General features: G+C 70.9%; 18 protein-coding genes. 14 read left to right on the top strand and 4 right to left on the bottom strand.

Features of this window, described 5'->3' with window-relative positions; genetic code table 11:
- The first annotated feature begins 14 nt into the window (after nucleotides 1-14).
- A complete protein-coding gene (locus tag WBK31_RS30930; RefSeq protein WP_406673561.1) occupies nucleotides 15-1025 on the top strand; it encodes a YihY/virulence factor BrkB family protein in 1011 nt (336 codons plus the stop codon).
- Here the strand turns inward: WBK31_RS30930 and WBK31_RS30925 are convergent.
- The gene (locus WBK31_RS30925) at nucleotides 1014-2150 is read right to left on the bottom strand and encodes a D-alanyl-D-alanine carboxypeptidase (RefSeq protein ID WP_364059642.1); all 1137 of its coding nucleotides are present in this window, start codon (nucleotides 2148-2150) and stop codon (nucleotides 1014-1016) included. The two genes, WBK31_RS30930 and WBK31_RS30925, sit on opposite strands and share 12 nt — an antisense overlap.
- A 33-nt stretch (nucleotides 2151-2183) precedes the next feature.
- Here WBK31_RS30925 and WBK31_RS30920 point away from each other — a divergent pair, with 33 nt between their 5' ends.
- The gene (locus WBK31_RS30920; protein ID WP_378790176.1) at nucleotides 2184-2462 is read left to right on the top strand and encodes an SCO4848 family membrane protein; all 279 of its coding nucleotides are present in this window, start codon (nucleotides 2184-2186) and stop codon (nucleotides 2460-2462) included.
- Here the strand turns inward: WBK31_RS30920 and WBK31_RS30915 are convergent.
- Nucleotides 2434-3825: a peptide ligase PGM1-related protein gene (locus WBK31_RS30915; RefSeq protein ID WP_364059648.1), complete on the bottom strand. Its 1392-nt coding sequence runs from the start codon at nucleotides 3823-3825 to the stop codon at nucleotides 2434-2436. The genes WBK31_RS30920 and WBK31_RS30915 overlap by 29 nt on opposite strands.
- 518 nt (nucleotides 3826-4343) lie before the next feature.
- Here WBK31_RS30915 and WBK31_RS30910 point away from each other — a divergent pair.
- On the top strand, nucleotides 4344-5567 hold the full coding sequence (locus WBK31_RS30910; RefSeq protein ID WP_364059651.1) for a M20 family metallopeptidase: 1224 nt from the start codon (nucleotides 4344-4346) through the stop codon (nucleotides 5565-5567).
- 758 nt (nucleotides 5568-6325) lie between these two features.
- Here the strand turns inward: WBK31_RS30910 and WBK31_RS30905 are convergent.
- Nucleotides 6326-8215, bottom strand: coding sequence for a Xaa-Pro dipeptidyl-peptidase (locus WBK31_RS30905; protein ID WP_406673560.1), 1890 nt, complete (start codon nucleotides 8213-8215; stop codon nucleotides 6326-6328).
- 299 nt (nucleotides 8216-8514) lie between these two features.
- On the opposite strand from WBK31_RS30905, the gene WBK31_RS30900 reads away from it, so the two are divergent.
- The 6 genes from WBK31_RS30900 (at nucleotide 8515) to WBK31_RS30875 (ending at nucleotide 15368) form a co-directional block, all read left to right on the top strand.
- Nucleotides 8515-9582 (top strand): BMP family ABC transporter substrate-binding protein, encoded by a 1068-nt coding sequence (locus WBK31_RS30900; RefSeq protein WP_364059657.1) that lies wholly within the window; start codon nucleotides 8515-8517, stop codon nucleotides 9580-9582.
- Between the two features lie 90 nt (nucleotides 9583-9672).
- The gene (locus WBK31_RS30895) at nucleotides 9673-11280 is read left to right on the top strand and encodes an ABC transporter ATP-binding protein (protein WP_378786227.1); all 1608 of its coding nucleotides are present in this window, start codon (nucleotides 9673-9675) and stop codon (nucleotides 11278-11280) included.
- On the top strand, nucleotides 11280-12422 hold the full coding sequence (locus WBK31_RS30890; protein ID WP_364059663.1) for an ABC transporter permease: 1143 nt from the start codon (nucleotides 11280-11282) through the stop codon (nucleotides 12420-12422). Before WBK31_RS30895 ends, WBK31_RS30890 begins: the two co-directional genes overlap by 1 nt.
- Nucleotides 12419-13699 (top strand): ABC transporter permease, encoded by a 1281-nt coding sequence (locus WBK31_RS30885; protein ID WP_378786229.1) that lies wholly within the window; start codon nucleotides 12419-12421, stop codon nucleotides 13697-13699. The genes WBK31_RS30890 and WBK31_RS30885 overlap by 4 nt, the downstream gene beginning before the upstream one ends.
- A complete protein-coding gene (locus tag WBK31_RS30880; RefSeq protein ID WP_364059669.1) occupies nucleotides 13696-14091 on the top strand; it encodes a cytidine deaminase in 396 nt (131 codons plus the stop codon). The genes WBK31_RS30885 and WBK31_RS30880 overlap by 4 nt, the downstream gene beginning before the upstream one ends.
- Nucleotides 14091-15368: a thymidine phosphorylase gene (locus tag WBK31_RS30875; protein ID WP_378790177.1), complete on the top strand. Its 1278-nt coding sequence runs from the start codon at nucleotides 14091-14093 to the stop codon at nucleotides 15366-15368. The genes WBK31_RS30880 and WBK31_RS30875 overlap by 1 nt, the downstream gene beginning before the upstream one ends.
- 51 nt (nucleotides 15369-15419) lie before the next feature.
- Here WBK31_RS30875 and WBK31_RS30870 read toward each other — a convergent pair whose 3' ends face one another.
- Complete coding sequence (locus tag WBK31_RS30870; RefSeq protein ID WP_364059672.1) at nucleotides 15420-15803, bottom strand: MarR family transcriptional regulator; 384 nt, start codon at nucleotides 15801-15803, stop codon at nucleotides 15420-15422.
- A 136-nt stretch (nucleotides 15804-15939) separates the two neighbouring features.
- Here WBK31_RS30870 and WBK31_RS30865 point away from each other — a divergent pair, with 136 nt between their 5' ends.
- The 5 genes from WBK31_RS30865 (at nucleotide 15940) to WBK31_RS30845 (ending at nucleotide 24735) form a co-directional block, all read left to right on the top strand.
- Nucleotides 15940-17304: an MFS transporter gene (locus WBK31_RS30865; RefSeq protein WP_364059675.1), complete on the top strand. Its 1365-nt coding sequence runs from the start codon at nucleotides 15940-15942 to the stop codon at nucleotides 17302-17304.
- Nucleotides 17305-17443: 139 nt separating this feature from the next.
- Nucleotides 17444-17857, top strand: a complete 414-nt coding sequence (locus WBK31_RS30860; protein ID WP_364059678.1) for a YbaB/EbfC family nucleoid-associated protein — start codon at nucleotides 17444-17446, stop codon at nucleotides 17855-17857.
- Nucleotides 17854-18156 carry a type VII secretion target gene (locus WBK31_RS30855; protein ID WP_364059681.1) on the top strand — a complete coding sequence of 101 codons (303 nt, stop codon included), beginning with the start codon at nucleotides 17854-17856 and terminating at the stop codon, nucleotides 18154-18156. Before WBK31_RS30860 ends, WBK31_RS30855 begins: the two co-directional genes overlap by 4 nt.
- A 6-nt stretch (nucleotides 18157-18162) precedes the next feature.
- Nucleotides 18163-24009 carry a proline-rich domain-containing protein gene (locus WBK31_RS30850; protein ID WP_364059684.1) on the top strand — a complete coding sequence of 1949 codons (5847 nt, stop codon included), beginning with the start codon at nucleotides 18163-18165 and terminating at the stop codon, nucleotides 24007-24009.
- A 36-nt stretch (nucleotides 24010-24045) separates the two neighbouring features.
- Nucleotides 24046-24735 carry a hypothetical protein gene (locus WBK31_RS30845; protein ID WP_378786237.1) on the top strand — a complete coding sequence of 230 codons (690 nt, stop codon included), beginning with the start codon at nucleotides 24046-24048 and terminating at the stop codon, nucleotides 24733-24735.
- The last annotated feature ends 238 nt before the right edge of the window (nucleotides 24736-24973 follow it).

Below are 24973 nucleotides of genomic sequence, written 5' to 3'. Positions count from 1 at the left end.
GGTAAGAGGGTGTGATGGCGAGTCTGGCGGAGCGCGTGGCGGCGGCGAAGGCGTGGGGACGCGGCAGGCTGACCGACTGGCGGGTGCGCAGGCCCGCGCTCGACCACCTCATCAGGGCCGTGCAGCGCTACCAGCTCCAGTCGGGCGACCGGCTGGCGGGCGCGGTGACGTACTTCGCGTTCCTGTCGTTCTTCCCGCTGGTGGCGCTCTCGTACGCGGTGCTCGGCTACGTGGTGGCGGCCAGCGAGACCGCCAAGGCGGCCCTGACCAAGGCCATCGAGGAGCGCCTTCCCGGCATCTCCAGCCAGCTCGACCTGGCCGCCATCGCCACGGCCAAGGAGACCGCCGGCATCATCGGCCTGCTCGGCCTGCTCTACGCCGGACTCGGCGCCATGGACGCGCTGCGCGGCGCGCTGCGCGAGATGTACATGACCACCGTGCCGCCGCTCGGCTTCTTCCTCGGCAAGCTGCGCGACCTGGCCTCGCTGCTGCTGATCGGGGTGACGGCGATCTCGTCCGTGCTGGTCGCCGGGTTCGCCACCACGGCCACGACCAACGTCATACGCCTGCTGTTCGGCTCCGAGTCCGAGCTCGCCGCCTTCGGCCTCCGCACGGCGGCGGTGGGCGCCGGCGTGGGCGCCGACTGGCTGCTGTTCGTGATCCTGCTGGGCTGGATGGCGCGTACGGACCAGCCGTTCCGCGTGATCGCCAAGGGGGCGCTGCTCGGCGCTATCGGGTTCGGGGTGCTCAAGCAGATCGCGACGCTGCTGCTCGCGAACACGCTGGGCAACTCCGCGCTGTACGGCGTCTTCGCCGTCATCGTGGGCCTGCTGGTCTGGATCAACTTCTCGGCCAGGCTCGTGCTGTTCGTGGCCGCGTGGACGGCCACGGCGGGTTTCGGCCCGCCACCCGCCCCCTCCCCGATCCCCGCCGCCGAGCAGACGAGCCGGGCCAGGGAGGAGGCGCGGGAAGCCGAGCAGGCGGCCCTGGGGAGGGTGGAGCGGGAGCGCGCGTCAGAGACCTGAACGTGAGCGCTTGCGGCGGATGCCGAAGCCCAGCCAGAGCAGCCCGAACAGCAGCCCGCCGCCGATCACGATCGAGCCGACCATTCTGGTGGAGTCGGTCTGCTTGGAGGCGGCGGTGTCGAGCAGCGGCGGCTGCGCGGCCGGCGTGACGGACGCGGCGCCCGACGGTGCCGCCGACGGCGTGGCCTTGGCGGCCTGCGGCCCGGCGAGCGCGTTCGCGGGCAGCGGGTCCACCAGCTTGCCGACCGGGGTGGCCTTACCGCGTACGGCGAAGCCCCAGTCCAGCAGCTTGGCCACCTCGTCCCAGAAGAAGCCCTCGTGCCGCATGATGCTCACCACGATCGTGTGGCCGCCCCGGGTGGCCGCGCCGACGAAGCTCGCCCGTGCCTTCGACGTCCAGCCGTTCTTGACGCCGATCATGCCGTCGTAGCGCCACAGCAGCTTGTTGTGGTTGCTGATCTCGTAATAACCCTTGGGCGCCGGGAACTTGGCGGTCTTGGTGCTGATGTAGCGGCGGAAGTCGGGGTTGGCCAGGCCCGCGCGGGCGATCAGCGCGAGGTCGTAGGCCGAGCTGCTCTGCCCCTTCTCGTCCAGCCCGCTGGGCGTCTTGGCCACCGTGTCGTACGCCTGCAGGCGCTTGGCCTCGGCGTTCATGTCGGCCATGGTCTTGGCCACGCCGCCGTTCGTCTCCGCCAGCGCCATGGCGGCGTCGTTGCCCGACGCCATCATCAGCGCCCTGAACAGGTCCTCGACCTTGTACGTCGCCTTCGGCGACAGGCCGACCGCGCTGCCCTCCTGGTTGCAGGCGTTCCTGCTGGGCCGGATCTTGCGGTTCTTGTCCAGCTTGGGGATCAGCGTGAGCGCGGTCAGCGTCTTGAGCGTGCTGGCCGGCAGGTAGCGCCCGTGGGCGTCCTTGGCCGCGAGCACGTCGCCCGTGTCGGCGTCCGCGATGACGTACGAAGTAGCCTTGCTTTTGGGCGGCTTCTTGACGCCTGCGGGGGCGACCAGGCCGCGGCTGCCCAGCGCCTCGCCGCCGATCGGCGTCGTCGGTTCCGCGTGCGCGGTCCCGCCGGTGAGCGCGACCGAGGCGATGAGTGCCGTGACCGGCACGAGTTTCGTCCACATGGCGGGTCTCAGCGTAGCTCCGTGTTAGTGCACATGTGGCGACACATCCCCCGAAGATCCACGTTCGATGCTAGAGAGGCACATGTGTCACGAAAGATCGCCGGATTCCTCATCATCCTAGGCGCATTCATGATCTTCGAGTGGGTGAACCTCGGGTTTAACTTGGCCGACGGCCACCCCACCGCCTTCTACGTGGTGCACGGGGTACTGATCGTGGTGAACGTCGTGCTCGGCGTCGTCCTCGGGGTGATCGGCTGGCGCGCGTGGCGCGGCTCGGGAGAGGTCAGAGGCCGCACAGGAGACGGCGGGTGAGCGCGTGCAGCTCGTCGGCCTCCTCGCGGGAGTCGCCGATCGAGGTGAAGCCCAGCTTGCCGTGCTCGGGCAGCGCCCCGAGCAGATGGAACACATTTCCGGTACGCCGCTGGGCGTCGAAGCCGATGCCCAGCCGTTCGGCGGTCCGCATCACCTCACCCGGCGTGCGGCCGCGCAGGCAGACCGACGAGCAGTTGTCGGTCGCGGTGTAGTACTTGGGCTGGTCACCGGCCATGAGGTGGCCGGTGTCCGGGTCGTACGTGGCGCCGGTCGTCAGCACGGCGGCCCCGTACGGGTGCGTGGTGCCGCCGATGCGCAGGTTGATCTCGCACAGCAGCGCCGCGTACCCGGCGTCGCCCTTGAGCGCGAAGAAGTCCATGCCGAACAGCCCCACCACGCCGCGCTCGGCGAGCACCTGCGCGATGCGGGAGGCGGACGCGCCCACCTCGGCGCGGTACTCCGGCGCGGCGGGGAACGTGCAGCCCTGGTAGACGTGCCCGTTGGGGCCGCCGAGCACCTGGTCGTGGGTGGCCAGCACCCGGGCCTGACCGCCGGGCGTGATGCCGGCCAGCGCGCTGGGGTAGTACATCGGCCGGTGCTCGATGAACTCCTCCACCACCGCGCCCCGCTCCCGGATCTTCGCGGTGAAGCTCTCCCAGTCCTCGCCGTCGGCCGAGAAGCTGATCAGCGACCGGTCGGACCTCGTGACGATGGCGTTGCCCAGCCCCGAGTAGCCGTCGTTGAGCTTGACGATCACCCGCTCGCCCGGCAGGGCCTCGATCGCCTCCTCGATCTGCGAGACCGTCCGCACGTCGCCGAAGCCGCGGGCCATCGGCACCCCCGCCTCGTGGCCCACCTCTCTGGCGCCGCTCTTGGAGCCGTAGTAGGAGAGCGCCGTGGCGGGTCCGTAAAGGGGCACGCCGAGCAGCGAGGCCAGCTCCTCCTCCAGCTCGCTCAGCACGAACGGCACCAGCCAAGCGTCCCCGTCGATCGCCGCGCGCAGCTGCTCGATCACGTCGGGACGGTCGAGCACGCCCCTGGTCAACGGCTGGGACCAGGGATCGTCGAGGGTGATCAGCGTCAGACGCTTGGCCGCGTCATCCGGATCGGGCAGGAAGCCGAAGTAGTAGTCGATGATGTCGGGATCGACGGGTGCGGAGGACAGATAGACCACTTTGACCCCGGGCTCCCGGAGCGTCAGCAGCAGGAACAGCAGGCGCTCCTCGTAGGACCTGGCCGCCGTGATCCGGCGGAGCTCGTCCTGCGGAAGGGAGAGCGAGGGTACGACCACCAGGGTCCCCTCGCCCGGCTCGAAGATGCTCAACCCGGCATACTTCTCCCCGAACGGGATTTTAGTGATCATATAGCGAGTGAAACACGCAATCCTCCCAAAAGCAGCAACCGCCGAAGACTGATGACCATGACGGAAGGTGACAGGATTCGTAATCGCTGACCACGTTTGAACTGGCAGCATCGGGTCACGATCTACTGATCCCTTGTGACTATTTCAGGATCAGTCGCCTCCGTACGGAACGTGACAACCTGCGATTTCGGACGTGCTCCAAGCCAACTTTTGGGGAGTCTGTCGGTCCGGAGTCGCGTGAGGGCGATAAAGTCGAAGCTATCGCCATCAGGCTTCACGGCCGACCGCCGTGTTCCTGGCTGCGGCTACGGCTGCTCGCGAACATGCAACGCGAGGCCGTGCGCCTGACGATGTGACGCCGACTTTTGGGCGGGGCGATCTTGTGACCGCCGCACCCGGCCGCTGTTCAACCAGGTGGTGGCCGCCGCGGCGATGGAGAGGTTCTTTTGGAGCGCATGAAGCCATGCATCGCCTAGCACTTTCCGGGCAGTGCATGGCATAGGACGGGACGGTGACATATGCGGGGACGTGAGCTTCGAGGAGAGCTCGACGCGTTCCTGGCGGAGACCGAGCAGGATCTCGTGGCATTCCGCCGCGACCTCCACATGCACCCGGAGCTGGCCTTCGCCGAATATCGCACGACGCAGCGGATCGCCGAGCGGCTCACCGCCGCCGGGCTCAAGCCCTCCGTACTTCCCAAGGGCAGCGGGCTGATCTGCGACGTCGGCAGCGGCGACGGTCCCACCATCGCCCTGCGCGCCGATATCGACGCCCTGCCCCTGCAGGACGAGAAGGACGTGCCCTACCGCTCCACCGTGGCCGGCGCCTGCCACGCCTGCGGCCACGACGTGCACACCACCGTCCTGCTCGGCACCTCGCTCTTCCTGGCCCAGCAGGCCGCCGCCGGGTTGCTGCCCGGCCGCGTACGCCTGATCTTCCAGCCCGCCGAGGAGCTGCCCGGCGGCGCGCTCGAAGTCATGGCCCACGGCGGCATCAGCGGCGTCGACCGCATCTTCGGTCTCCACTGCGACCCGCGCGTCGACGCCGGTCAGCTCGGCATCAGGACCGGCCCCATCACCTCCGCCTGCGACAAGATCGCCGTGCGCGTGTCCGGGCCCGGCGGCCACACCGCCCGCCCGCACCTGACCGCCGACCTCGTCTTCGCGCTGGCCAAGATCCTCACCGAGCTGCCCGCCGCGCTGTCGCGTCGCGTCGACCCGCGCTCCTCGCTCAGCCTCGTCTGGGGCAAGGTCGTCGCCGGGTCCGCGGCCAACGCCATCCCCGACGACGGCGTGGCCGAGGGCACCGTACGCTGCCTCGACGAGGACGCCTGGCACGCCGCGCCCGACCTGATCAAGTCGCTGCTGGAGTCCGTCGCCGGGGCCTACGGCGTTGAGGCCACGCTCGACTACACCCGCGGTGTGCCGCCCGTGGTCAACGACGAGCTCAGCGTCGAGATGATGTCCGCCGCGGCCGAGCAGGCCCTGGGCTCCGGCGCCGTCGTCCCGACCCAGCAGTCGCTCGGCGGCGAGGACTTCGGCTGGTACCTCGAGTCGATCCCCGGCGCCTTCGCCCGCCTCGGCACCCGCTCGCCCGGCGGGGTGACGTACGACATCCACCAGGGGACCTTCGACGTGGACGAGAAGGCGATCGCCGCCGGGGTGCGCGTGATGGCCACCACGGCGCTGACCTCGCTGTGGGAGGTCGGCCCGATCGACTCCATCACCAACGCCATGGCCTGACCCGGGCTCGGCCTTGTGCACGGGGGCGCTGACCTCCCGCCGTCTTGAGGACCCTCGCCGCATTTCGGCGAGGGTCCTTTCGCTTGCAGGGGGACGTCGCACTCCGGGACGCGCCGAGCCCTCGCCGGGGTCCCCGCCCGGCCTCTGACCTCGAAGGGGGCTTCGCCGCACTTCTGCGAGGTCCCCGGCGCAACCCTCAAAAGGGCCTCGCCGTGGTGCGGCGGGGTCCGTGCTTCGACTTCCGAAGGGCGTTGCCGTGGTGCGGCGGGGTCCGTGCTTCGACTTCCGAAGGGCGTTGCCGTGGTGCGGCGGGGTCCGTGCTTCGACTTCCGAAGGGCGTTGCCGTGGTGCGGCGGGGTCCGTGCTTCGACTTCCGAAGGGCGTTGCCGTGGTGCGGCGGGGTCCGTGCCCCGACCTCCGAAGGGCCTCGCCGGAGTTGTGGCGGGGTTTGCGGTCCGACCTCCGAGTGACCTTGCCGTGGTGCGGCGGGGTCTTTGGTGCGGAGGGAGGGTGTCGCGCTCGCTGGTCGTGTGCGAGGGGCTTCGGCGCGCGTCGGCGCGGGGCCGTCTGGCGCGGGGCCGTCTGGCGCGGGGCCGTCTGGCGCGGGGCGCGCTGCGGCGCCCGTTCGGCTGCGCAGGTTCCCGCTGTGCTGCGGGCCTCGCCCGGCATCGTTGCACGCCGCCGGAGGGCCCCTCTCCAACCCCCAGAAGGGACCTCGCCGTAGTTCGGTGAGGTCCCTTCGGTGCGGAGGGAGAGGGCTACGGGAGGCGGCCGAGGGTTACGGGGAGGTTGAGGGTGGAGCGGGACGGGGAGACGGTGATCTTGGTGCCCGGCGGATAGCGGAGGGTGTAGTCGTAGTCGGTCGAGATGATGACCAGGCCCAGGCGGTGACCCTTCTTGAAGAGGTAGTCCGTGGGCTGGAAGTCCCAGGTGAAGTCGTACTCCTTGCCGGGCCGCAGCGGCTCGGTACGGTCGGCGCGGTGGCGGTTGCGGACGTCGAGCCAGCCCCGCGTCACGATCTTGTACGGCGTGCTCGCCGTCCCGAGGTTCCCCAGCACGGTGCAGCCGGTGTCACCGGGCACCCCCTGGCCGTAGCAGTACTGCTCGCCCGTCGAGACGAGGGTGCCGTTCGGGCGGACGTCGGTGCCGTAGTCCACGAGCAGCGCCGTCAGGTACGGCGAGGCACCGTCCTTGAAGGACGCGCGCACCTTCACGGTCGGCGTACCGGAGATCCGGACGTCGGTCGGCAGGGCGGGGGTGGTGTAGGCGAGCCGGTTCGGGTCGCGCCCGGTGGCCTCGACGAGCTGCTCGGCGGTCCTGACCTTCTGATCCACGAACGTCTCCTTGCGCGCACCGGGCCGGGGCAGCAGCCCGAGGGAGGAGCCGGGCCCGGGGCGCAGGGGCACGGTGACGGTGCCGGGCAGCGGCCACGAGCGGTGCCGCTCCCACTGGCCGGCCGCGATCTCGACGTCGGCCTGCGGCTCGCGCATGATGCCGGAGTCGATGCCGTGCAGCCAGTGGTCGAACCAGCCGTGGAGCTGGCGCAGCCATTCGGCGGTGCGGAAGTTGAACGGGCTCATGTGGGTGCCCTGGTGCAGCCAGATCTTGCGCGGCACCCGCTGCTTGGCCAGCGCGTACCACCACTGGGCGAACTGCTTGGTCTTGACGTTCCAGTCGTTGAGCCCGTGCACGACGAAGACGCTGGCCTTCACCTTGCGCACGTCGTTGAGGTAGTTGCGGGCGTCCCAGAAGGGGCTGTAGTCGCCGGTGATCCGGTCCTGCTTGGCGGCGATCTCGTCGATGACGGCGCCGCACGCCTCCTGACCGTTCTCCCTGGTCAGTACGTACTTGGCGAGCACGTCGAGGTCCTCGCCCTGGAAGCCGCCGGGTGCGAGGACGCCGCCGTTGGCGCGGTAGTAGTCGTACCAGCTGGAGATGGCGGCGATCGGGACGATCGTCTCGAGCCCTTCGACGCCGGTGGCGGCGACGGCGTTGGGCAGGGTGCCGTTGTACGAGACGCCGATCATGCCGACCTTGCCGGTGGACCAGGTGGCGTGGACGGGGTCGCCGTCGGCGTCGAACCCCTTGGCGCGGCCGTTGAGCCAGTCGATGGCGGCCTTGGGGCCCGCGGTCTCGTTGCGGTCGCCGGAGGTGGGGCAGCCGGTGGCGCGGGCGCTGCCGACGTTCTCGACGAGGGCGATGGCGTAGCCGCGGGGCAGGAAGTAGTTGTCGTAGTAGCCGTCGAAGGGCCCGGCGTCCTGGCGGGACTTGAGCGTCATCAGCGCGGGCAGCGGGTTGCCGTGCTCGTCGACGTCCACGGGGTGGTTGGCGACGTCGTTGCCGGGCGCGTAGTACGGGCTCGCCTCCATGATGACCGGGACCTTGAGTCCCTGCTCGGTCTCCTTGGGGCGCAGGATGTCGACGGCGACCCGGTCAGGCTTGCCGTCGTTGTCGCTGTCGGTGCCCTCGACCTCGACGAACACCGTCTGCCTGACGGCGTCCGCCCGGGAGAAGACGGGCTGCGTCGCGTTGTTCTCGACCTTGATGGCGGGGGTGTCGGCCGAGGCGGGCGCGGTGCCGGTGAGATTGGTCACGAGTAACGCGGCCAGCGGCACGGCGAGCCTCCAGCGGGCCTTGCGAGGATGCATGCGGGCTCCGATGAGAGTGTTCGACCTTCGCTGGGAATCTCCGTCACGATGAGCCCTTGGGGCAAGGGGGAAACGAGGGGCGAAGTTGGGAGAAAGTTTCCGGATGTCGTACCGTGTGCCTGCTTCGTGCCTGATTCAGGTGCCAGGTCACGGACGCGAGTGATGTCGATAACGGAGCGGTTGCGACCCTGTGCGACGGTTTGGTGGTCCCTGGTCAAGCAACTATCTTCCGTGCAGGTGCCGCGCGTTTCTTCGCGCCTGCGATGAGATCCGGCGGCGGGGAAATGGAAGGAGTCGCCTTGCTCGGCAAGCGATTCAGCAAGCTGATGCTCGGTTCGGTGGCGGGCGTCATGCTCATGGCAGCCGCCGCGTGTGGCGGCGGCGGTGGTGACACCACGGCCGGTCAGGAGCCGACGGGGGCCGCGAGCTCGGAGGCGGGCGGTGGCTCGCTGAAGGTGGGTCTCGCGTTCGACGTCGGTGGGCGTGGTGACAAGTCCTTCAACGACGCGGCATACGCCGGTCTGGAGAAGGCCAAGGCGGAGCTGGGTGCGGAGATCAAGGAGCTGAGCCCGTCCGCCGACGGTTCCAACCGCGGTGACCTGCTGCGCCAGCTCGCGGACGCGGGCTACAACCCCATCATCGGTGTCGGCTTCGCCTACGCCGAGGACGTCAAGAAGGCGGCCGAGGAGTACCCCGACATCCAGTTCGCGATCGTCGACTCGGCCTCGAACGCCCCCAACGTGACCGGCCTGCTGTTCGCCGAGGAGCAGGGCTCCTACCTGGCGGGCGTCGCCGCGGCGACCAAGTCGGAGACCGGCCACGTCGGCTTCGTCGGCGGTGTCGAGTCCGACCTGATCAAGAAGTTCGAGGCTGGCTTCGTGGCCGGCGTGAAGTCGGTCAAGTCGGACGCCAAGATCGACATTCGTTACCTCACCCCCGACGGTGACTTCAGCGGCTTCAAGGCCCCCGACAAGGGCAAGGTCGCGGCCGAGAAGATGTACCAGGACGGCGCGGACATCGTCTACCACGCCGCCGGCGACTCCGGTCTCGGCGTGTTCCAGGCGGCCGCCGCGGCCGGCAAGAAGGCCATCGGCGTCGACTCCGACCAGCGCGAGACGGTCAAGGAGCCGGAGCTGCAGTCGGTGATCATGACCTCGATGCTCAAGCGCGTCGATGTCAGCGTGTTCGAGTTCATCAAGGCCTTCCAGGGCGGCGCCAAGGGCGGCACGAACGTGACGTACGACCTCAAGGTCGACGGCGTCGGCCTGTCCACCACGGGCGGCGAGATCGACGACATCAAGGACAAGCTCGACGCTGCCAAGAAGGACATCGTCGACGGCAAGATCACGGTTCCTGCCAAGCCGTAATCGGGGTTGGACGTGAACAACTGAGGGCCCGGAGTCCGTACACTTCGGGCCTTCTGTCTATGCGCCCCACCCGCTTCTAGGAGAGGCGAAATGAGTGCTGACACCCTGGCCACGGCGCGACCCGCCGTAGAGCTGGAGGGCATCACCAAGCGTTTCCCCGGTGTCGTCGCGAACCACGACATCTGCATCACCGTCCAGCCCGGTACGGTGCACGCCATCGTCGGGGAGAACGGCGCGGGCAAATCCACCCTGATGAAGATCCTCTACGGCATGCAGAAGCCGGACGAGGGCACGATCAAGATCAACGGCACGGAGGTCAGCTTCCGCACGCCGAGTGACGCGATCGAGGTCGGGATCGGCATGGTGCACCAGCACTTCATGCTCGCCGACAACTTCACGGTGCTGGAGAACATCGTCCTCGGCGCCGAGCCGAAGCGGGCGGGACGGCTCGACACCGCATCGGCCCGCAGGCGCATCATCGAGCTGGCCGAAACCCACGGCCTGCGGGTGGACCCCGACAAGCTGGTGGAGGACCTCGGCGTCGGCGACCGCCAGCGCGTCGAGATCCTCAAAGTGCTCTACCGCGGAGCCCGCATCCTCATCCTCGACGAGCCGACCGCCGTGCTCGTGCCGCAGGAGGTGGACGAGCTCTTCCAGAACCTGCGCGAGCTGAAGGCCGAGGGCCTGACGGTCATCTTCATCTCGCACAAGCTCGACGAGGTGCTCGGCATCGCCGACGCCATCACCGTCATCCGGCGCGGCACCACCGTGGCCAGCGTCGATCCCCGCGAGGTCACCGCGCGGCAGCTCGCCGAGCTGATGGTGGGCAGCGAGCTGCCCACGGCCGAGACCCGCGACTCCACCGTCACCGACACCGTCGCGCTCCAGGTCTCCCACCTGACCGTGGAGGCCGACGGGCACCACCCGCCGCCCAAGGGCGTCGGCTTCGCCGGTTACGCCGCCAGGCTGCGCGAGGAGGGCAAGCGGCTGCTGCTGGACGACGTCACGTTCCAGGTGCGCAAGGGCGAGATCCTGGGCATCGCCGGCGTCGAGGGCAACGGCCAGTCCGAGCTGATCGAGGCCATCATGGGCATCCGCCCGGCGCACGGCCTGGTGGAGCTTGACGGCCGCGACATCAGCCACTGGTCCACGCTCAAGCGGCGCGAGGCCGGCATCGGCTACATCCCCGAGGACCGCCACCGCCAGGGCCTGCTCCTGGAGGCGTCGCTGTGGGAGAACCGCGTGCTCGGCCACCAGACCAGGAAGCCCGCCAGGCGCGGCATCTGGGTGGACAGGAAGGCGTCCAAGGCCGACACCCAGCGCATCATCGAGGCGTACGACGTGCGCACCCCGAGCGTGGAGACCCTGGCCCTGGCCCTGTCCGGCGGCAACCAGCAGAAGCTGATCGTGGGCCGTGAGATGAGCGGCGACCCCGCCTTCCTCATCGCCGCACACCCCACGCGCGGCGTCGACGTCGGCGCGCAGGCCGCGATCTGGGACCACCTGCGCAACGCCCGCGCCAACGGGCTCGCCGTGCTGCTCATCTCCGCCGACCTCGACGAGCTGATCGGCCTGTCCGACTGCATCCAGGTCATCTACCGCGGCCGGCTCGTGGCCGCGCTCGACCCCTGCGAGATCACGCCCGAACAGCTGGGCGGTTACATGACCGGCGCCATCGCCGGAAACGAGGAGAAGTGATGCCCGCCGGGCTCAACCGGGCACTGCTCACCGTCGTCGGCGCCGCCGTGGCCGTCGTCCTGGCGATCGCCGTCTGCAGCGTGGCCATCGTCGTCGCGGGCGGCAGCCCGATCGACGCGCTGGCCGCCTTCTTCGACTTCGGAGAGAGCGCGCGTGCCCAGTCCAACTCCGTCGCCACTCTCCTGAACCGGGCCGTGCCGCTGTTCATCGCCGGTCTCGCGGTCGCCGTCGGCTTCCGCATGAACCTGTTCAACATCGGCGTCGAGGGCCAGTACCGCATCGCCGCCATCTGCGCGGCGTTCGTGGGCTCCACGTTCACCGCGCCCGCCCCCATCCAGATCACGGTCATCATCCTGGTGGCGGCCGCGGTCGGCGGCCTGTACGCGCTGATCCCCGCCGTCATGAAGGTGACCAGGGGCGTGAACGAGGTCATCTCCACGATCATGCTCAACTACATCGCGATCGCGCTGTCGGCGTACCTGCTGCGCGAGCCGTTCGCGGGCGAGCGGGCGGAGGGCCAGCTCAACACGACCACGCCGCCGCTGCCGGAGTCCGGCATGTTCCCCGATCTGAACTTCGTCTTCGAGTGGTTCGGCATGCTGCCGCCCACCCGCAACGGCGGTCTGTGGGGCTTCCTGCTGGTCGCCGTCGTGCTCGGCGTGGTGATCTGGGTGGTGCTCGAACGCACCAGGTTCGGCTTCAACATCAAGGCCAGCGGCCTGAACGGCCCGGCCGCGCTCGCCTCCGGCGTCAACCCCAAGACGATGATCATCGCCGCCATGATGCTGTCCGGCGGCATCGCGGGTCTCATCGGCCTGCCCGAGATCCTCGGCGACCGCGGCGCCTACACCAACAACTTCACCGCCGGGCTGGGCTTCCTCGGCATCGCGGTGGCGCTGCTCGGCCGCAACAAGCCCGTCGGCATCGCGTTCGCCGCCCTGCTGTTCGCCTTCCTCGACCGGGCGCAGGGCGCGCTCCAGTTCGCCGACATCCCCGCCTCCGTCGTCACCATCATCCAGGGCGCGATCGTGCTGCTGGTCGTCGTGGCCAACGAGGTGACGAACCGGATCGCGCTCAGAATCGAAGAACGGCGAGCCGCCCAGCAGCTCGGCAGGAACACCCCCGTTGAGGTGGCAGCATGACCAAGGTCCGCAAGTACCACCTCGCGCTGATCGCCGTCGCCGGGCTCATCCTGGTGGTGTCGCTGGTCCGCGTGCTGACGGGCTTCGACGACCTCACCTCGTCCGGCACCGTCGGCGCCGCGCTGATCCTCGCCGTGCCGATCGCCCTGGCCGGTCTCGGCGGCCTGTGGGCCGAGCGGGCCGGCGTGGTCAACATCGGCCTCGAAGGCATGATGGTGCTCGGCACCTGGTTCGCCGGCTGGGCCGGATACCAGTGGGGCCCGTGGGCGGCGCTGGTCGCCGGGCTGATCGGCGGCGCGCTCGGCGGTCTGCTGCACGCCGTCGCGACCGTGACGTTCGGCGTCGACCACATCATCAGCGGCGTCGCCATCAACCTGCTCGGCCCCGGCATCACCCGCTTCCTGTCGGAGGTGCTTTACAAGGAGGGCACACCGGCCGCCGAGGCGGGCGCGGGCATCACCAGCTCGCCCGCGGTCAGCGGGGACACGCCCACGATCAGCCTGCCGCTGCTGTCCTCGGGGCCCGACCTGCTCGGCAAGCTGGAGAGCACCCACTGGTTCCTGGTCGCCGACATCGCCGGCGTGCTGCGCGGGCTCACCCACGAGATGAACCTGCTCGTGGTGCTGGCCGTGCTGCTGCTGCCGCTGACGTTCTTCGTGCTCTGGCACACCGCGTTCGGCCTGCGGCTGCGCTCGGCCGGTGAGAACCCGTGGGCGGCCGAGTCGCTCGGCGTCAACGTCTACCGGATCAAGTACATCGCCGTGGTGATCTCCGGCGCCTTCGCCGGGCTCGGCGGCGTGTTCCTGGTCTTCGTCTCCGACAAGTACGTCGAGGGCCAGACCCAGGGCCGCGGCTTCATCGGCCTCGCCGCCATGATTTTCGGCAACTGGCGGCCGGGCGGCCTGGCCGCGGGCTCGGCCCTGTTCGGCTACGCCAACGGCCTGCAGCTGCGCAGCGCGCAGACCGTCAACACGTTCTTCCTGTTCGGCGCGGTGCTGCTGCTGGTCTACATCGCCCTGCAGATCCGCCGCATGACCGCGCCCGACCGGCCCGCCGAGCTGGCCGCGCCGGGGGTCAGGCAGTATGTGCTGATGGCTCTGGCCGTCGTGGGCGCAGCCGTGCTGTTCTGGCTCTGGCTGGTCATCGACCAGCTGCCGAACGACTTCGTCTTCATCACGCCACACGTGCTCACGCTGCTCGTGCTCCTGGTCGCCTCGCAGCGGCTGCGGATGCCCAAGGCGGACGGCGTGAGCTATCGCCGGGGGGAACAACATTGAGCATCGACTGGGACCGCCTGCGCGAGGAGGCCGCCGAAGCCATGCGGCACGCCTACGCGCCGTACTCGAAATTCCCTGTGGGAGCGGCGGCGCTGGTGGACGACGGCCGCGTCGTCACCGGGTGCAACGTCGAGAACGCCTCCTACGGGGTCGGCCTGTGCGCCGAATGCGGCCTGGTGTCGGAGCTGCAGCGCTCGGGCGGCGGCCGGCTGGTCGCCTTCACCTGCGTGGACGGCCACGGCGAGCTGCTGATGCCGTGCGGGCGCTGCCGCCAGCTGCTGTACGAGTTCGGCGGTGATGACCTGCTGGTCGAGACCGAGGACGGGCCCAAGCGCATGGCCGAGATCCTGCCGTACGCGTTCGGGCCCCAGGACCTCAGCAGGAGCTCATGATGGACGCCATCGAGGTCATCCGCGCCAAGCGGGACCGGCGCGAGCTGACCACGGCGCAGATCGACTGGGTCATCGACGCGTACACGCGCGGCGAGGTGGCAGACGAGCAGATGTCGGCCCTGGCCATGGCGATCCTGCTGAACGGCATGGACCGGCGCGAGATCGCCGACTGGACCCTGGCCATGATCCGCTCGGGCGAGCGCATGGACTGGTCCTCGCTCGACCGGCCGACCGCCGACAAGCACTCGACCGGCGGGGTCGGCGACAAGATCACGCTGCCGCTCGCGCCGCTGGTCGCGGCCTGCGGGGCGTACGTGCCGCAGCTCTCCGGGCGCGGGCTCGGGCACACCGGCGGCACCCTCGACAAGCTGGAGTCGATCCCCGGCTGGCGGGCCTCGCTGTCCAACGCCGAGATGCTGGACGTGCTGCGCACGGCCGGCGCGGTCGTGTGCGCCGCCGGGTCCGGTCTCGCGCCCGCCGACAAGAAGCTGTACGCGCTGCGCGACGTCACCGGCACCGTCGAGTCGATCCCGCTCATCGCCTCGTCGATCATGTCGAAGAAGATCGCCGAGGGGACCGGGTCGCTCGTCCTCGACGTCAAGGTCGGCTCGGGGGCGTTCATGAAGACCGTGCCCGACGCCAGGGAGCTGGCCGAGACCATGGTCGCGCTCGGCACCGACGCGGGCGTGCGCACGGTGGCCCTGCTCACCGCCATGGACCGGCCGCTCGGGCTGGCCGTGGGCAACGCCCTGGAGGTCGCCGAGTCCATCGAGGTGCTGTCGGGCGGCGGTCCCGCGGACGTGGTCGAGCTCACCGTACGGCTGGCCCGCGAGATGCTGGAGGCCGCCGGCATCACCGGGGCCAAGGACCCGGCCAAGGCGCTGGCGGACGGCTCGGCCATGGACGTCTGGCGGCGGATGATCTCCGCTCAGGGCGGCGACCCCGACGCGCCGCTGCCCAGGGCGGCCGAGACCATGACGGTCGAGGCGCCCGGCTCCGGCGTGCTGACCAGGCTCGACGCCTATGCGGTCGGCCTGGCCGCCTGGCGGCTCGGCGCGGGCCGGGCGCGCAAGGAGGACCCGGTGTCGGCGGGCGCGGGCGTCGTGCTGCACGCCAAGCCCGGTGACGAGGTGCGGGCCGGGCAGCCGCTCATGACGCTGCACGCCGACGAGGCTCAGCGCTTCGAGCGCGCGCTGGAAGCCTTGGAGGGCGCGTACGAGGTGGGTGAGGCCGCCGAGGAGCGGCTGCCGCTCATCATCGACCGCATCACCCCCTGACGCGCGCAAAGGCAGCCGCCGCACGGCCGGACGGGGGTCGTGCGGCGTTCGTCATCGCGCCGCCGGTTCGCCGCTGAAGATCTCGTTGAGCACGGCGCGCTGCGTGGGCAGCGCCTCGGCGTGCCGCGCGCGGCCCTCCTCGGTGATGCTGACGAACACCCCGCGCCGGTCGGCGTCGCAGACCCCGCGCGAGACGAGCGCGGCCTTCTCCAGCCGCCCCACCACCCGTGAGAGCGCGCTCTGGCTGAGGTGGACCTCGTCGCACAGCTCCTGGATGCGGAGCTTGCGATCGTGATGGACGATCCGGTCGAGCACCTCGAACTCGCTGGGCCCGAGGCCGTGACGCTCGCCCAGCTCCCGCTCCAGCGCGCACATCGCCTGGGAGTGCTTGGCCAGGACGTAACGCCAGGTCTCGACCACGTGCTCCGCGTCCATGTCGCGGAGATTACCACCACGTCAAACGAGCATGCAACGACATTAAATGCATTTGCATTAGATGCGCGTGCATGTATTGTGTCGCGTCATGACCTCCTCTTCCTCGCGCTGGGCGGCACTGGCCGTCCTCTGTGCAGTGATCTTTCTTGACGCGCTTGACGTCTCGATGGTGGGTGTCGCGCTGCCCGCCATCCAGCACGATCTCGGTTTGACGACCTCATCGCTGCAGTGGGTGGTGAGCGGCTACGTGCTCGGCTACGGCGGCCTGCTGCTGCTCGGCGGCAGGACCGCCGACCTGCTCGGGCGGCGCAGGGTGTTCCTGGTCGCCTTGGGCGTGTTCGCCGTGGCGTCGTTGCTCGGCGGTGTGGTGGACGACGGCGGGTTGCTGATCGCGGCGCGCTTCGTGAAGGGCGTGGCCGCCGCGTTCACCGCCCCGGCCGCCTTGTCGATCATCACGACCACCTTCCCCGAGGGGCCGCAGCGCAACAGGGCGCTCAGCATCTTCACCGCCTGCGGTGCGAGCGGCTACTCCCTCGGTCTGGTGCTGTCGGGACTGCTGACCGAGCTGGGCTGGCGGTGGACGTTGCTGATGCCGGTGCCGGTCGCGATCGTCGCGCTGCTCGCCGCGCTGAAGGTGCTGCCGCGCGGCCGTGAGGAGCGGGCCGAGGGCGGCCACGACCTCCTCGGCGCAGTGACGATCACCGCGTCGATGCTGCTGCTGGTGTTCACGGTCGTGCAGGCGCCGGAGGCCGGGTGGGCGTCGCTCCGCACGATCGGCTCGCTGGCCGGAGTGGCCGCGCTGCTCGGCCTGTTCGTGTTCGCCGAGCTGAAGGTGCGCCACCCGCTGGTGCGGCTCGGCATCCTGCGCTCAGGTCACATCGTGCGGGCCAACCTCGGGCTGGTCATCCTCATGGGTTCGTACGTGGCCTTCCAGTTCGTGGCCATGCAGTACTTCCAGAACCTGCTGGGCTGGTCGGCGCTCGGCACCGCGCTCGCGTTCCTGCCCGCCGGCCTGCTCGTCGCGCTCACCTCGACCAAGATGGGCGACTTCGCCGACAGGTTCGGCACCGGCAGGCTCATCGTCATCGGCGCGGCGGCGCTGGCCGGCGGGTACGCGATCTTCCTCGGCATCGACCGCACCCCCAGCCTGGGCGGCATGGTGATCCCCGGCATGATCCTGCTCGGCATCGCGTTCGCGCTGTCGTTCCCGTCGCTCAACATCCAGGCCACCAGCGGCGTGGACGACGACGAGCAGGGCCTTGCCTCCGGCCTGCTGAACACCTCCGGGCAGGTGGGCGGCGCGATCGTGCTGGCCGTGGTGACCGCCGTGCTCACCTCGGGCGGCGGCGGTGAGACGCTCTCGATCGGCTCGCTGCGCGCGGCGATCGTGGTGTCGCTGGTGCTGGCGCTGGTCGGGCTGGCGATCTCGGCGACCGGGCTGCGGGCCCGCAAGGCGGTTCCGGCGCAGGCCGAGTCCGTACGGGCGTACGAAACGGTGTGATCATCGCAGAGCCCCTGCATTCGCTCAGTGCGGGGGCTCAGTGACAAAAGGGTTAATTCTCCCCCAATGCTGCGAGATCTGATCATCCGTTGACGGCCGGCGACTCTACAATCCCGGAGGACGAATGGGAGGATGCCGGGTGGCCGACGCGTTCGAGGCGACGATCGAGGAGATGGCGCGCGAGATCGACCAAGAGGTCGCTCGGGTCCGGGAGACGTACGCGGAGTACAACGCCATCGAGCACACCGCGCGCTCCAAGGACGGGCTGGTCGCCGTCACCGTCGGCACCGGCGGCCGGCTGCGCGGGATCGAGCTGCACCCGCGCGTCTACCGCAGCCTGTCGCCGTCCGAGCTGGCCGAGGCCATCATGCGCCAGGCCGACATGGCCACCGCCGAGGTCGCCGAGCGGGGCAGGGCGCTCATGGCGCCGCTCATGCCCGACACCGAGCACCTCGACGCGCTCTTCGGCGAGAACCCCGGCATCGACCCCTTCCTGCCCGGCCCTGCCTCGCCGGCCGCGCAAGAGGACGCCCGGCGGCAGGAGGCGAGGTGAAGGACGGCTTCTCCGTACGGCCGGAGTCGCTGCGCCGCCACGGCAACCGCTACCAGGACCTGAAGACCAACGTGGAGGAGGCGAGGACCGCTCTGCGGGCCGCCTTCGACCGCGACAGGAAGACGCTCGGCAACGACGAGTACGGCGCCGAGCTGGCCAGGAAGCTGCCCGGCATCGAGCAGGGCATCGAGGACGCCTTCAAGGCCTACCTCGGCGAGCTCGACGACCTCACCTCCGGCCTCAACGTGGCGAGCCGTAACTACGAGGCGGCGGACCGGCCGCCGGAGCGGCGCGGCTGATCGCCCATGGGGTTCGACGGGTTCCTTGTGCCCGACTGGGCCAAGCCGTACGTCGGCTGGGTCGTCGGCATGGACTGGCCGGAAGGCGACGAGAGCGGCTGCTTCCGCATGGCCGACGCCTGCATCACCGCCGCGTACCAGGTCGTCGAGGGCACCGACGCGTACCTGCCGCAGAGCGCCCGCCTGATCGGCGCCGACTGGGACGGCGACGCGCACCTCGCCTTCGCCGCGCACGTCAAGAAGACGGCGGACGCGAAGGTCGCCACCCTGGTCGAGCGGCTGGTGAACGCCGCTCTTTCGCTCAACGGCGTGGGCGTGCAGATCCAATGGGCCAAATACATGATCGAGGCCACGGTCTGGCTGCTGATCGCCCAGCTCGCCATGCTGATCAAGGCGGCCATCGTCAACAAGGCGGTGCTGCTGCTCATCCCCGCGCGCCTGCAGATCGCGCGCATGACGGTCATGCAGATCGCCAAGATCTGCCTGCGCAACATCGCCATCTACGCCGCCGTCGTGGGCGGCATGGAGGCCGGCGTCCAGGCGCTGCAGATCCAGCAGGGCCGCAGGGACGAGTTCGACCTCAAGACGATCGCGATCTCCGCGGCGAGCGGCGGCGCGATGGGCATGCTGATGGGCCTGCTGACGGGCGGGCTGTCCCGGCTGGCCACGCCCGGCCTGCGCGCCGGGCTGACCAAGGCCGAGATGTCCACGGCGGAGAAGCTGATCGCGGCGGCCCACTCCTCGCTGTACGGCCAGGCGGCGCAGTACGCCGTGACCGGCGGCCTCACCACCGCCGGGACCATGCTGGCGCAGGGGAACTTCAGCTGGGAGATGCTGGCCAAGGGCATCACGTCCAGCGCGCTCGGCGCGGACGGGCAGCACCTGGTGACGTCCCTGCACGGCGGCGGGCCCGGCGGCCAGGGCGGGCCCATGCCCGGCACCTCGCTCGCCTCGGCACCGGACCCCCAGCCCGGCGGTCCCCGTGAGCCGGGCTCCCCGCAGTCCGGGCCCCAGGGCGGCTCTCCGCAGGCGGGCGCACAGCAGCCGGTCGGCGGCCCTGTGGTGACACCTGCCGTGCCCAGGGGAGAGGCCGCCTTGCAGACGGCCCACCCGGACGGCGGCGGGCAGGCGGCGCGGTCCGAAGGGGCCGGGCAGACGGCTCGGGCGGGTGAGGGCGCGGGGCAGTCGCGTGGGCCGCTGCGCCCGCCGCGTACCGTCGAGATCGGCTCGCTCGGCGAGACGGCCGTGCACGACGTCAAGGTCCCGCGCGACGCGAAGGCCGCCGCGCAGACGATGACCGACGGCATGCCCGGCCTCACCAAGCGGGAGCGCGCGGCGGTCCGCGACTGGCTGGAGCGGGTGCTCGCCGACGGCGACCGCGACGCCTGGACCGAGCGCCTGGCGAAGGGCCACGCGCTGAGCGTCGGGGACAAGGCGCTCTACCTCAAGCTGCGCCCCGAACACTTCAGGCACGTCGAGAACCCGGACGTGGCCCCGGAGAAGCCGGTCGCGTTCGGCGGTGACGGCGTGGAGGGCAAGTCCGTACGCTCCTCCTCACGCGAGGTCAACGGCGGCCTGGTCCGCAACCTGTCCGAGTCGCCGGACGCGGCGGAGGAGTCGACCGCGCTGCCCCGTACGGGCCTGGTGGACTCCACGCGGACCACGCACATGAGCACCCTTGAGGTGATGAGCGGCCACAAGGTCATCTCGCCCACGCACGACTACTTCGTCGCGGACATCGCCATCGACGTCTACCGCGACGGCACGAAGCTCACGGGAGCGGGCAAGGTCCCCGATCTGTCGGTGACCCTCCCGTTCCCCGAGCAGTTCACCCGCGAGGGACCGGCGCGGCCCTCCGACCACCCGCCGGCCCGGCCGCGCCACGAGGTGCCGCAGGGGGCGGCGGGCAAGTTCCGCGACCACGGGATCACGGTCAGCGGGCTGGACATGACGCCGCTCGTCCTGGAGGTGCAGCGTCGCGCGCTCGCCCAGGGGGTGCCCGCGGGCGAGGTCGTCAAGATCATCGACCACCTCACCTCGACCATCCTGCAGGAGCAGGGCATCAAGAACCGCAGCCAGGCGCTGCTGTCGAGCGGGGCGGTCTCCGAGGCGGTCACGTTCAAGACGTCGATGCTGCGCTCGGCCGAGGAGTCCATCAGGATCACCGGCGAGGTGGCGCGGATCGAGCCGGTACGCGTGGACGGTCCCCCTGTCGAAGGCATGCTCAGGGACGACCTCGGGCGCCGCAACGGCGAGAACACGGCGTACCGGCAGGGCAGGGACCTCAACCTGCACGTGGGCGGCAAGATCGGCGTGCGCGTCGGGCGCTTCGCCGAGGCCATCGGGCGCGGCGTCTTCGGCTTCGGCTTCGGCTCCGACCACATCGCGACCTCGAACCGGGCGCTCGGCAACCACACCGTGGTCACCGAGAAGGCCGACCTCACCATGTACGACGCCCACCTGCGCCTGCGGGTCGAGACCGAGACGATGGGCACGTTCACCGTGGAGGTGCCCGCCGAGCTGGCCCTGCCGGCCCGGGACGCGCCGGGACTCGAACGCGACGTCTTCGGCCATGAGCTGACCCCGCCGAGCGAGTTCGGCCGCATCCAGGAGGAGCTGGCCGACCTGCACAGAGAGCTGAACCGCATACGCCGGGACTTCGCCCCCGACAGGACGGTCTACGACCCGCACCCGCTCGAACCGCGCACGCTCGCGGCGGGACGCGGGCCCGGCCTGGGCAGCGCCATCAGGGTGCACGCGGACACGCGGCTGTTCACCGAGCTGCGCCAGGCCGTCGAGCAGGCGCTGCCCGACATGCCGCAGAACATCAGGCGGCAGATCGTCCGCGACCTGGAGCTCCGCTTCGGCGGCGCCGCCCTGGAGGCGGACCTGACGTACGCGCTGAACGGCATCAGGTACGAGCGCGCGATCGCCGGGCACACGATCGAGGTGGTGGCGCGCGGCGAGCTCGGCGCCAGGCAGGAGGTCGGCGCGGCCAACCAGGTGCTGAACGAGCGCCGCATCACCTCCTGGAACGGCACCAGCCAGCGCGAGGTCTCGGCGGGCCTGCGCGGCGAGCTGGCCGCCGTGGCACGGGTGGACATCGGCAGGGCGCTCAACACCGGCGTGCCCGGGGGCCTGCTGAAGGTGGACGCCCCCAACATCGCGGGCATCCTGAGCGGCACGAAGGCCGACACGGTCGCGGTCACGTCGGGACACACGCGCTACGACCGTACCGAGGCGGGCGGCGGCTTCACCTTCACCAGGGACCTCTCGTTCGACGTCAGCATGCGGATCTCGCGGGACGGCGAGGTGGTCGCGGACACCTCATGGCGGGTGGACGGCAGCCGGGCGGAGATCGTCGTGCCCGAGCCGCACCTGCAGGAGACGCCGCTGCTGGCGGAAGACGTCGCCGGCGTCGGCCGCATCGAGCCGCTGTCCGAGCCGCCCCGCGACGTGTGGGCCCACGACGACCGCCTGCACGCGATCGTCCGCCTGGGCGCGATGCCGGACCTCGCGCGGGCGGTAGGCGAGGTCTACGCCGCCTGGGCCGATCTGCCGGCGCCCGCGCGGCGGCTCGACGTGCCGTACACGATCGAGAACGTCGTGGACGTGATCGGCCTGGAGACCATGATCACGTCGCATCCCGGCGGGCTGCCCCACCTGGTGGCCGAGCACGGCGGCTGGCGGCACGAGCTGCACGTGCGTGCCGACGTGGCGGGCATGACGTACGTGAAGTCGGAGACCGGGGTCGAGCACGAGGCGTACGCCAGCAGCAACTCGCGCGTGGCGGAGGGCGAGCGCGGCGCGCGCAGCGTCGGCGGGCACGCGCGGGCCGGCGTGCGGCTCACGCTCGGCGGCGACGGCGAGGGCGGCCACCCGGCCACCGGGACCGAGCACAAGCTGCTGGCGCGGGCCGGCGGGCACGCCGCCGCGAAGAGCATGTCGCTGGAGACGTCCTACCGTGGTGGCGGCGACGTCAGCCGGGTCACCTACAACGACGGCGGCACCTCGCACTGGTACCGGGGCGACCTGGTGCTGACCGTGACGCCGAGCAGGACCGACGGGCGGGTCGTCGAGCAAGGGGAGCCGGTCTACCTTCGCGTGTCCGACATCATGGACATCGTGCTGCCCGACGAGGTGGCCCGCCGCCACGCCCTGGACGTCCCCGAGGCGTCCGGTGCGGAGGCGGGGCGTACCCCCGAGCAGGCCGCGGAGGGGGCCGAGACGGCCGGGGAGGTGGCGCGTGCCTACGTGGCCCCCGAGGCGGCGATGAGCACCGCCTCCGTGCACCATCTCGATGCGCGCGGCGTCCTGCCCGCGATCGTCGAGACGCTGCGCGGCGAGGGCCTGCTCCTGCCCGGCCAGGAGTTCACCACGCACCCGGTGGCCGAGCACCTGCGCGGCCACTTCGGCCAGGAGGCGCTCGCCACCAAGCTGGGCGACCTGCGCGGGAACGGCGTGTCCTCGTGGCTGTTCGTCACCGACGCGGCCGGGCGGGTCACCGAACGCGTCGGCATCAGGGTCACCGCCGAACTCGGCGACGGCGTACACGTCGGCGAACGCCCCGACACGGGCCTGATGCTGCGCAGCGAGCGGCTCAGCGGCGGCCTGACGCTCAACGAGCGGGGCACCGATCACGGCGCCGAGCTGCTCGGCCGCTACATCGGGACCTCGGACGGCGACATCGTCGGCGGCGAGGCCGGAACCGCGACCTACCACGACACCCACGGCGTGGACACCCGCGGCACGAACGTCAAGGACATCAACCGCTTCCAGACCAGGGAGGCCCCGCAGGAGTTCCGGCACCCGGTCACGTACGACATCACGCTCGAACGCACCAAGGTCGGCCCCGTCATGGAGCCGGTGCAGGGCGCGGCGCGCGGCCTGCTGCTCAGGGCGGGCGAGCTGACCGGCCACGACGGCGCCGTACGCTTCTTCGACCGGCACGTCGGGGTCACCGCGACGACCGGCGCGAAGGCGCACGGCGAGGTCGGACTGCTGGTGGCGGGCCACCTGACCACGGAGGTGCCGCACGGCACGCCGGTCGCGGCGCGCACCGAGGTCGTCGCGGCCCGGCCGCGCTGGGCGGAGCCGGGCGGGCCGGGCCCGCTGACCGCCATGCTCGGCCACGGGGTGCCCAAGGGAGACGTCAACCAGGTCGCCTTCCCCGCCGCCAGGGTGGTGGAGGAGTGGGCGCCGCTCGCGGCGGTGGCGCCCAAGCTGCGCGCCGAGGTGCCCGCGACGGCCGACAGGCCCGCCGGGTTCGAGCTCTCCCGCCCCGAGGGCATCGCGCTGAACGAGGCCACCAAGGAACGTACGATGCGGGCCCACCTCGGCGACCTGCTGACGCACGCGTACGAGCTGCCCGGCGTCGGCACGGTCGGCATCGAGGTCACCGGGGTCCGCGAGATCGCCGAGGCCCGGGTCAAGCAGCGCGTGTACGCGCAGGCCATGGACACGACCGGGCACGGCCGGGCACAGGGCCGGGGCCGGTCCGGGCGCGGCGGCCTTTCCGGCAGCGTGGGCGACCCGGCGCTCGGTGGCGAAGGCGGTCACGGCTCGGGGCCGGAGGGCGGCCACCATGAGAGGCCGCCGACCGTGGGGTACGGCGGCGTCGGCGGCGGCTCGAAGGCCCGGGAGGAGGCCGGGTCGCGCAACGCCGACGTGCTCGAACGCAACTTCCTGGAGAAGGAGCACGAGAACACGTACCTGGAGTGCGACATCTCGGTCGTGGTCCGCGGCAAGGGTACGCCGCTCGTGCTGGACGTGGAGCGGGGCCTCTACCTGAGGCTCACGCCGGAGGGGCTCGCCGCGCTGGAGGACGCCCATCCCGGAGTGCTCGAACGATAGGCGCTTGCGGGCCCGCGCGCTGGGAATCTACCGGGCATGCGCACGTCATCACCGCCGCCGAGCCGGCCGTCGCGCGCCCGCCTGGCGCAGCCGGAAAGGCCGTCGCGCGCCCGCCTGCTGCCGCCGAGGCAGCGGTCGCGTGCCCGGACGCTCCCGCTCGCCCGCCTCGCCGCGCTGACCGTGCTCGTCGTGCCGGCCGTGCTGGCGGGGTGCGGCGACGTGCGGCAGGCGACGCTGTCGCAGACCCCGCCCACGGCATCTTCCTCGCCAGGGAAGAGCGCGGCGGCGGAGCCGGCGCCGACGCGCACGGCCGAGGTGGAGGTCGAGCGCGGCGGCATGGAGCCGGCGATCGTGACGGGCGTGCGGTACGCGGCGCACGACACGTACGACCGGCTCGTGGTGGACCTGCGTGGCGGCATACCCGGATATGACGTGAAATGGGTGGACGAGTTCGTCCAGGACGGCTCGGGCAAGCCCATCGACGTGCCCGGCGGCGCGTACCTGCTGCTCACGCTCTTCCCCGCGCACGCGCACAACGAGGACGGCAAGCCCACCTGGCGCGGCGGCCCCGTCTACACCGCCGGGCTCGGCAACATCACCAAGGTCGTCAGGACCGGCGACTTCGAGGGCCGCGTCGGCATCGGGCTCGCGCTGAACAGGCGGGCCGGGTTCCGGGTCACCGAGCAGGGGTCGCCGGACCGGCTCGTGCTCGACGTGGCACACTGACCTGTCGTGGTGAGAAAGATCGAGGGGGCGTCCCGCATCCCCGTACCCGGTGGCAAGGTGATCGACGAGCACGTGGGCCGCGTCAACAGCGGCGACGAGGCGGTGTCCATCGCCCACATGATCGCGCCGCCCGGCTGGGAGGAGCCCCCGCAGACGCCGTCGTTCACCGAGTACACCGTGGTGCTGCGCGGCACCGTGCTGGTCGAGCACGACGGCGGCACCACCAGGGTCGACGCGG

The sequence above is a fragment of the Nonomuraea sp. N2-4H genome, assembly GCF_045291505.1.
GTDB classification, from domain to species: Bacteria; Actinomycetota; Actinomycetes; order Streptosporangiales; family Streptosporangiaceae; genus Nonomuraea; species Nonomuraea fastidiosa.
The sequence above is the reverse complement of the archived record's forward strand: the minus strand, read 5'-3'. Positions and strand labels throughout refer to the sequence as shown.

Excerpts from the sequence above, each read along its gene's own strand:
- WBK31_RS30930 (WP_406673561.1), top strand. The coding sequence starts at position 15 with ATGGCGAGTCTGGCGGAGCGCGTGGCGGCGGCGAAGGCGTGGGGACGC.
- WBK31_RS30925 (WP_364059642.1), bottom strand. The coding sequence starts at position 2,150 with ATGTGGACGAAACTCGTGCCGGTCACGGCACTCATCGCCTCGGTCGCG.
- WBK31_RS30920 (WP_378790176.1), top strand. The coding sequence starts at position 2,184 with ATGTGGCGACACATCCCCCGAAGATCCACGTTCGATGCTAGAGAGGCA.
- WBK31_RS30915 (WP_364059648.1), bottom strand. The coding sequence starts at position 3,825 with ATGATCACTAAAATCCCGTTCGGGGAGAAGTATGCCGGGTTGAGCATC.
- WBK31_RS30910 (WP_364059651.1), top strand. The coding sequence starts at position 4,344 with ATGCGGGGACGTGAGCTTCGAGGAGAGCTCGACGCGTTCCTGGCGGAG.
- WBK31_RS30905 (WP_406673560.1), bottom strand. The coding sequence starts at position 8,215 with ATGCATCCTCGCAAGGCCCGCTGGAGGCTCGCCGTGCCGCTGGCCGCG.
- WBK31_RS30895 (WP_378786227.1), top strand. The coding sequence starts at position 9,673 with ATGAGTGCTGACACCCTGGCCACGGCGCGACCCGCCGTAGAGCTGGAG.
- WBK31_RS30890 (WP_364059663.1), top strand. The coding sequence starts at position 11,280 with ATGCCCGCCGGGCTCAACCGGGCACTGCTCACCGTCGTCGGCGCCGCC.
- WBK31_RS30885 (WP_378786229.1), top strand. The coding sequence starts at position 12,419 with ATGACCAAGGTCCGCAAGTACCACCTCGCGCTGATCGCCGTCGCCGGG.
- WBK31_RS30875 (WP_378790177.1), top strand. The coding sequence starts at position 14,091 with ATGGACGCCATCGAGGTCATCCGCGCCAAGCGGGACCGGCGCGAGCTG.
- WBK31_RS30870 (WP_364059672.1), bottom strand. The coding sequence starts at position 15,803 with ATGGACGCGGAGCACGTGGTCGAGACCTGGCGTTACGTCCTGGCCAAG.
- WBK31_RS30850 (WP_364059684.1), top strand. The coding sequence starts at position 18,163 with ATGGGGTTCGACGGGTTCCTTGTGCCCGACTGGGCCAAGCCGTACGTC.
- WBK31_RS30845 (WP_378786237.1), top strand. The coding sequence starts at position 24,046 with ATGCGCACGTCATCACCGCCGCCGAGCCGGCCGTCGCGCGCCCGCCTG.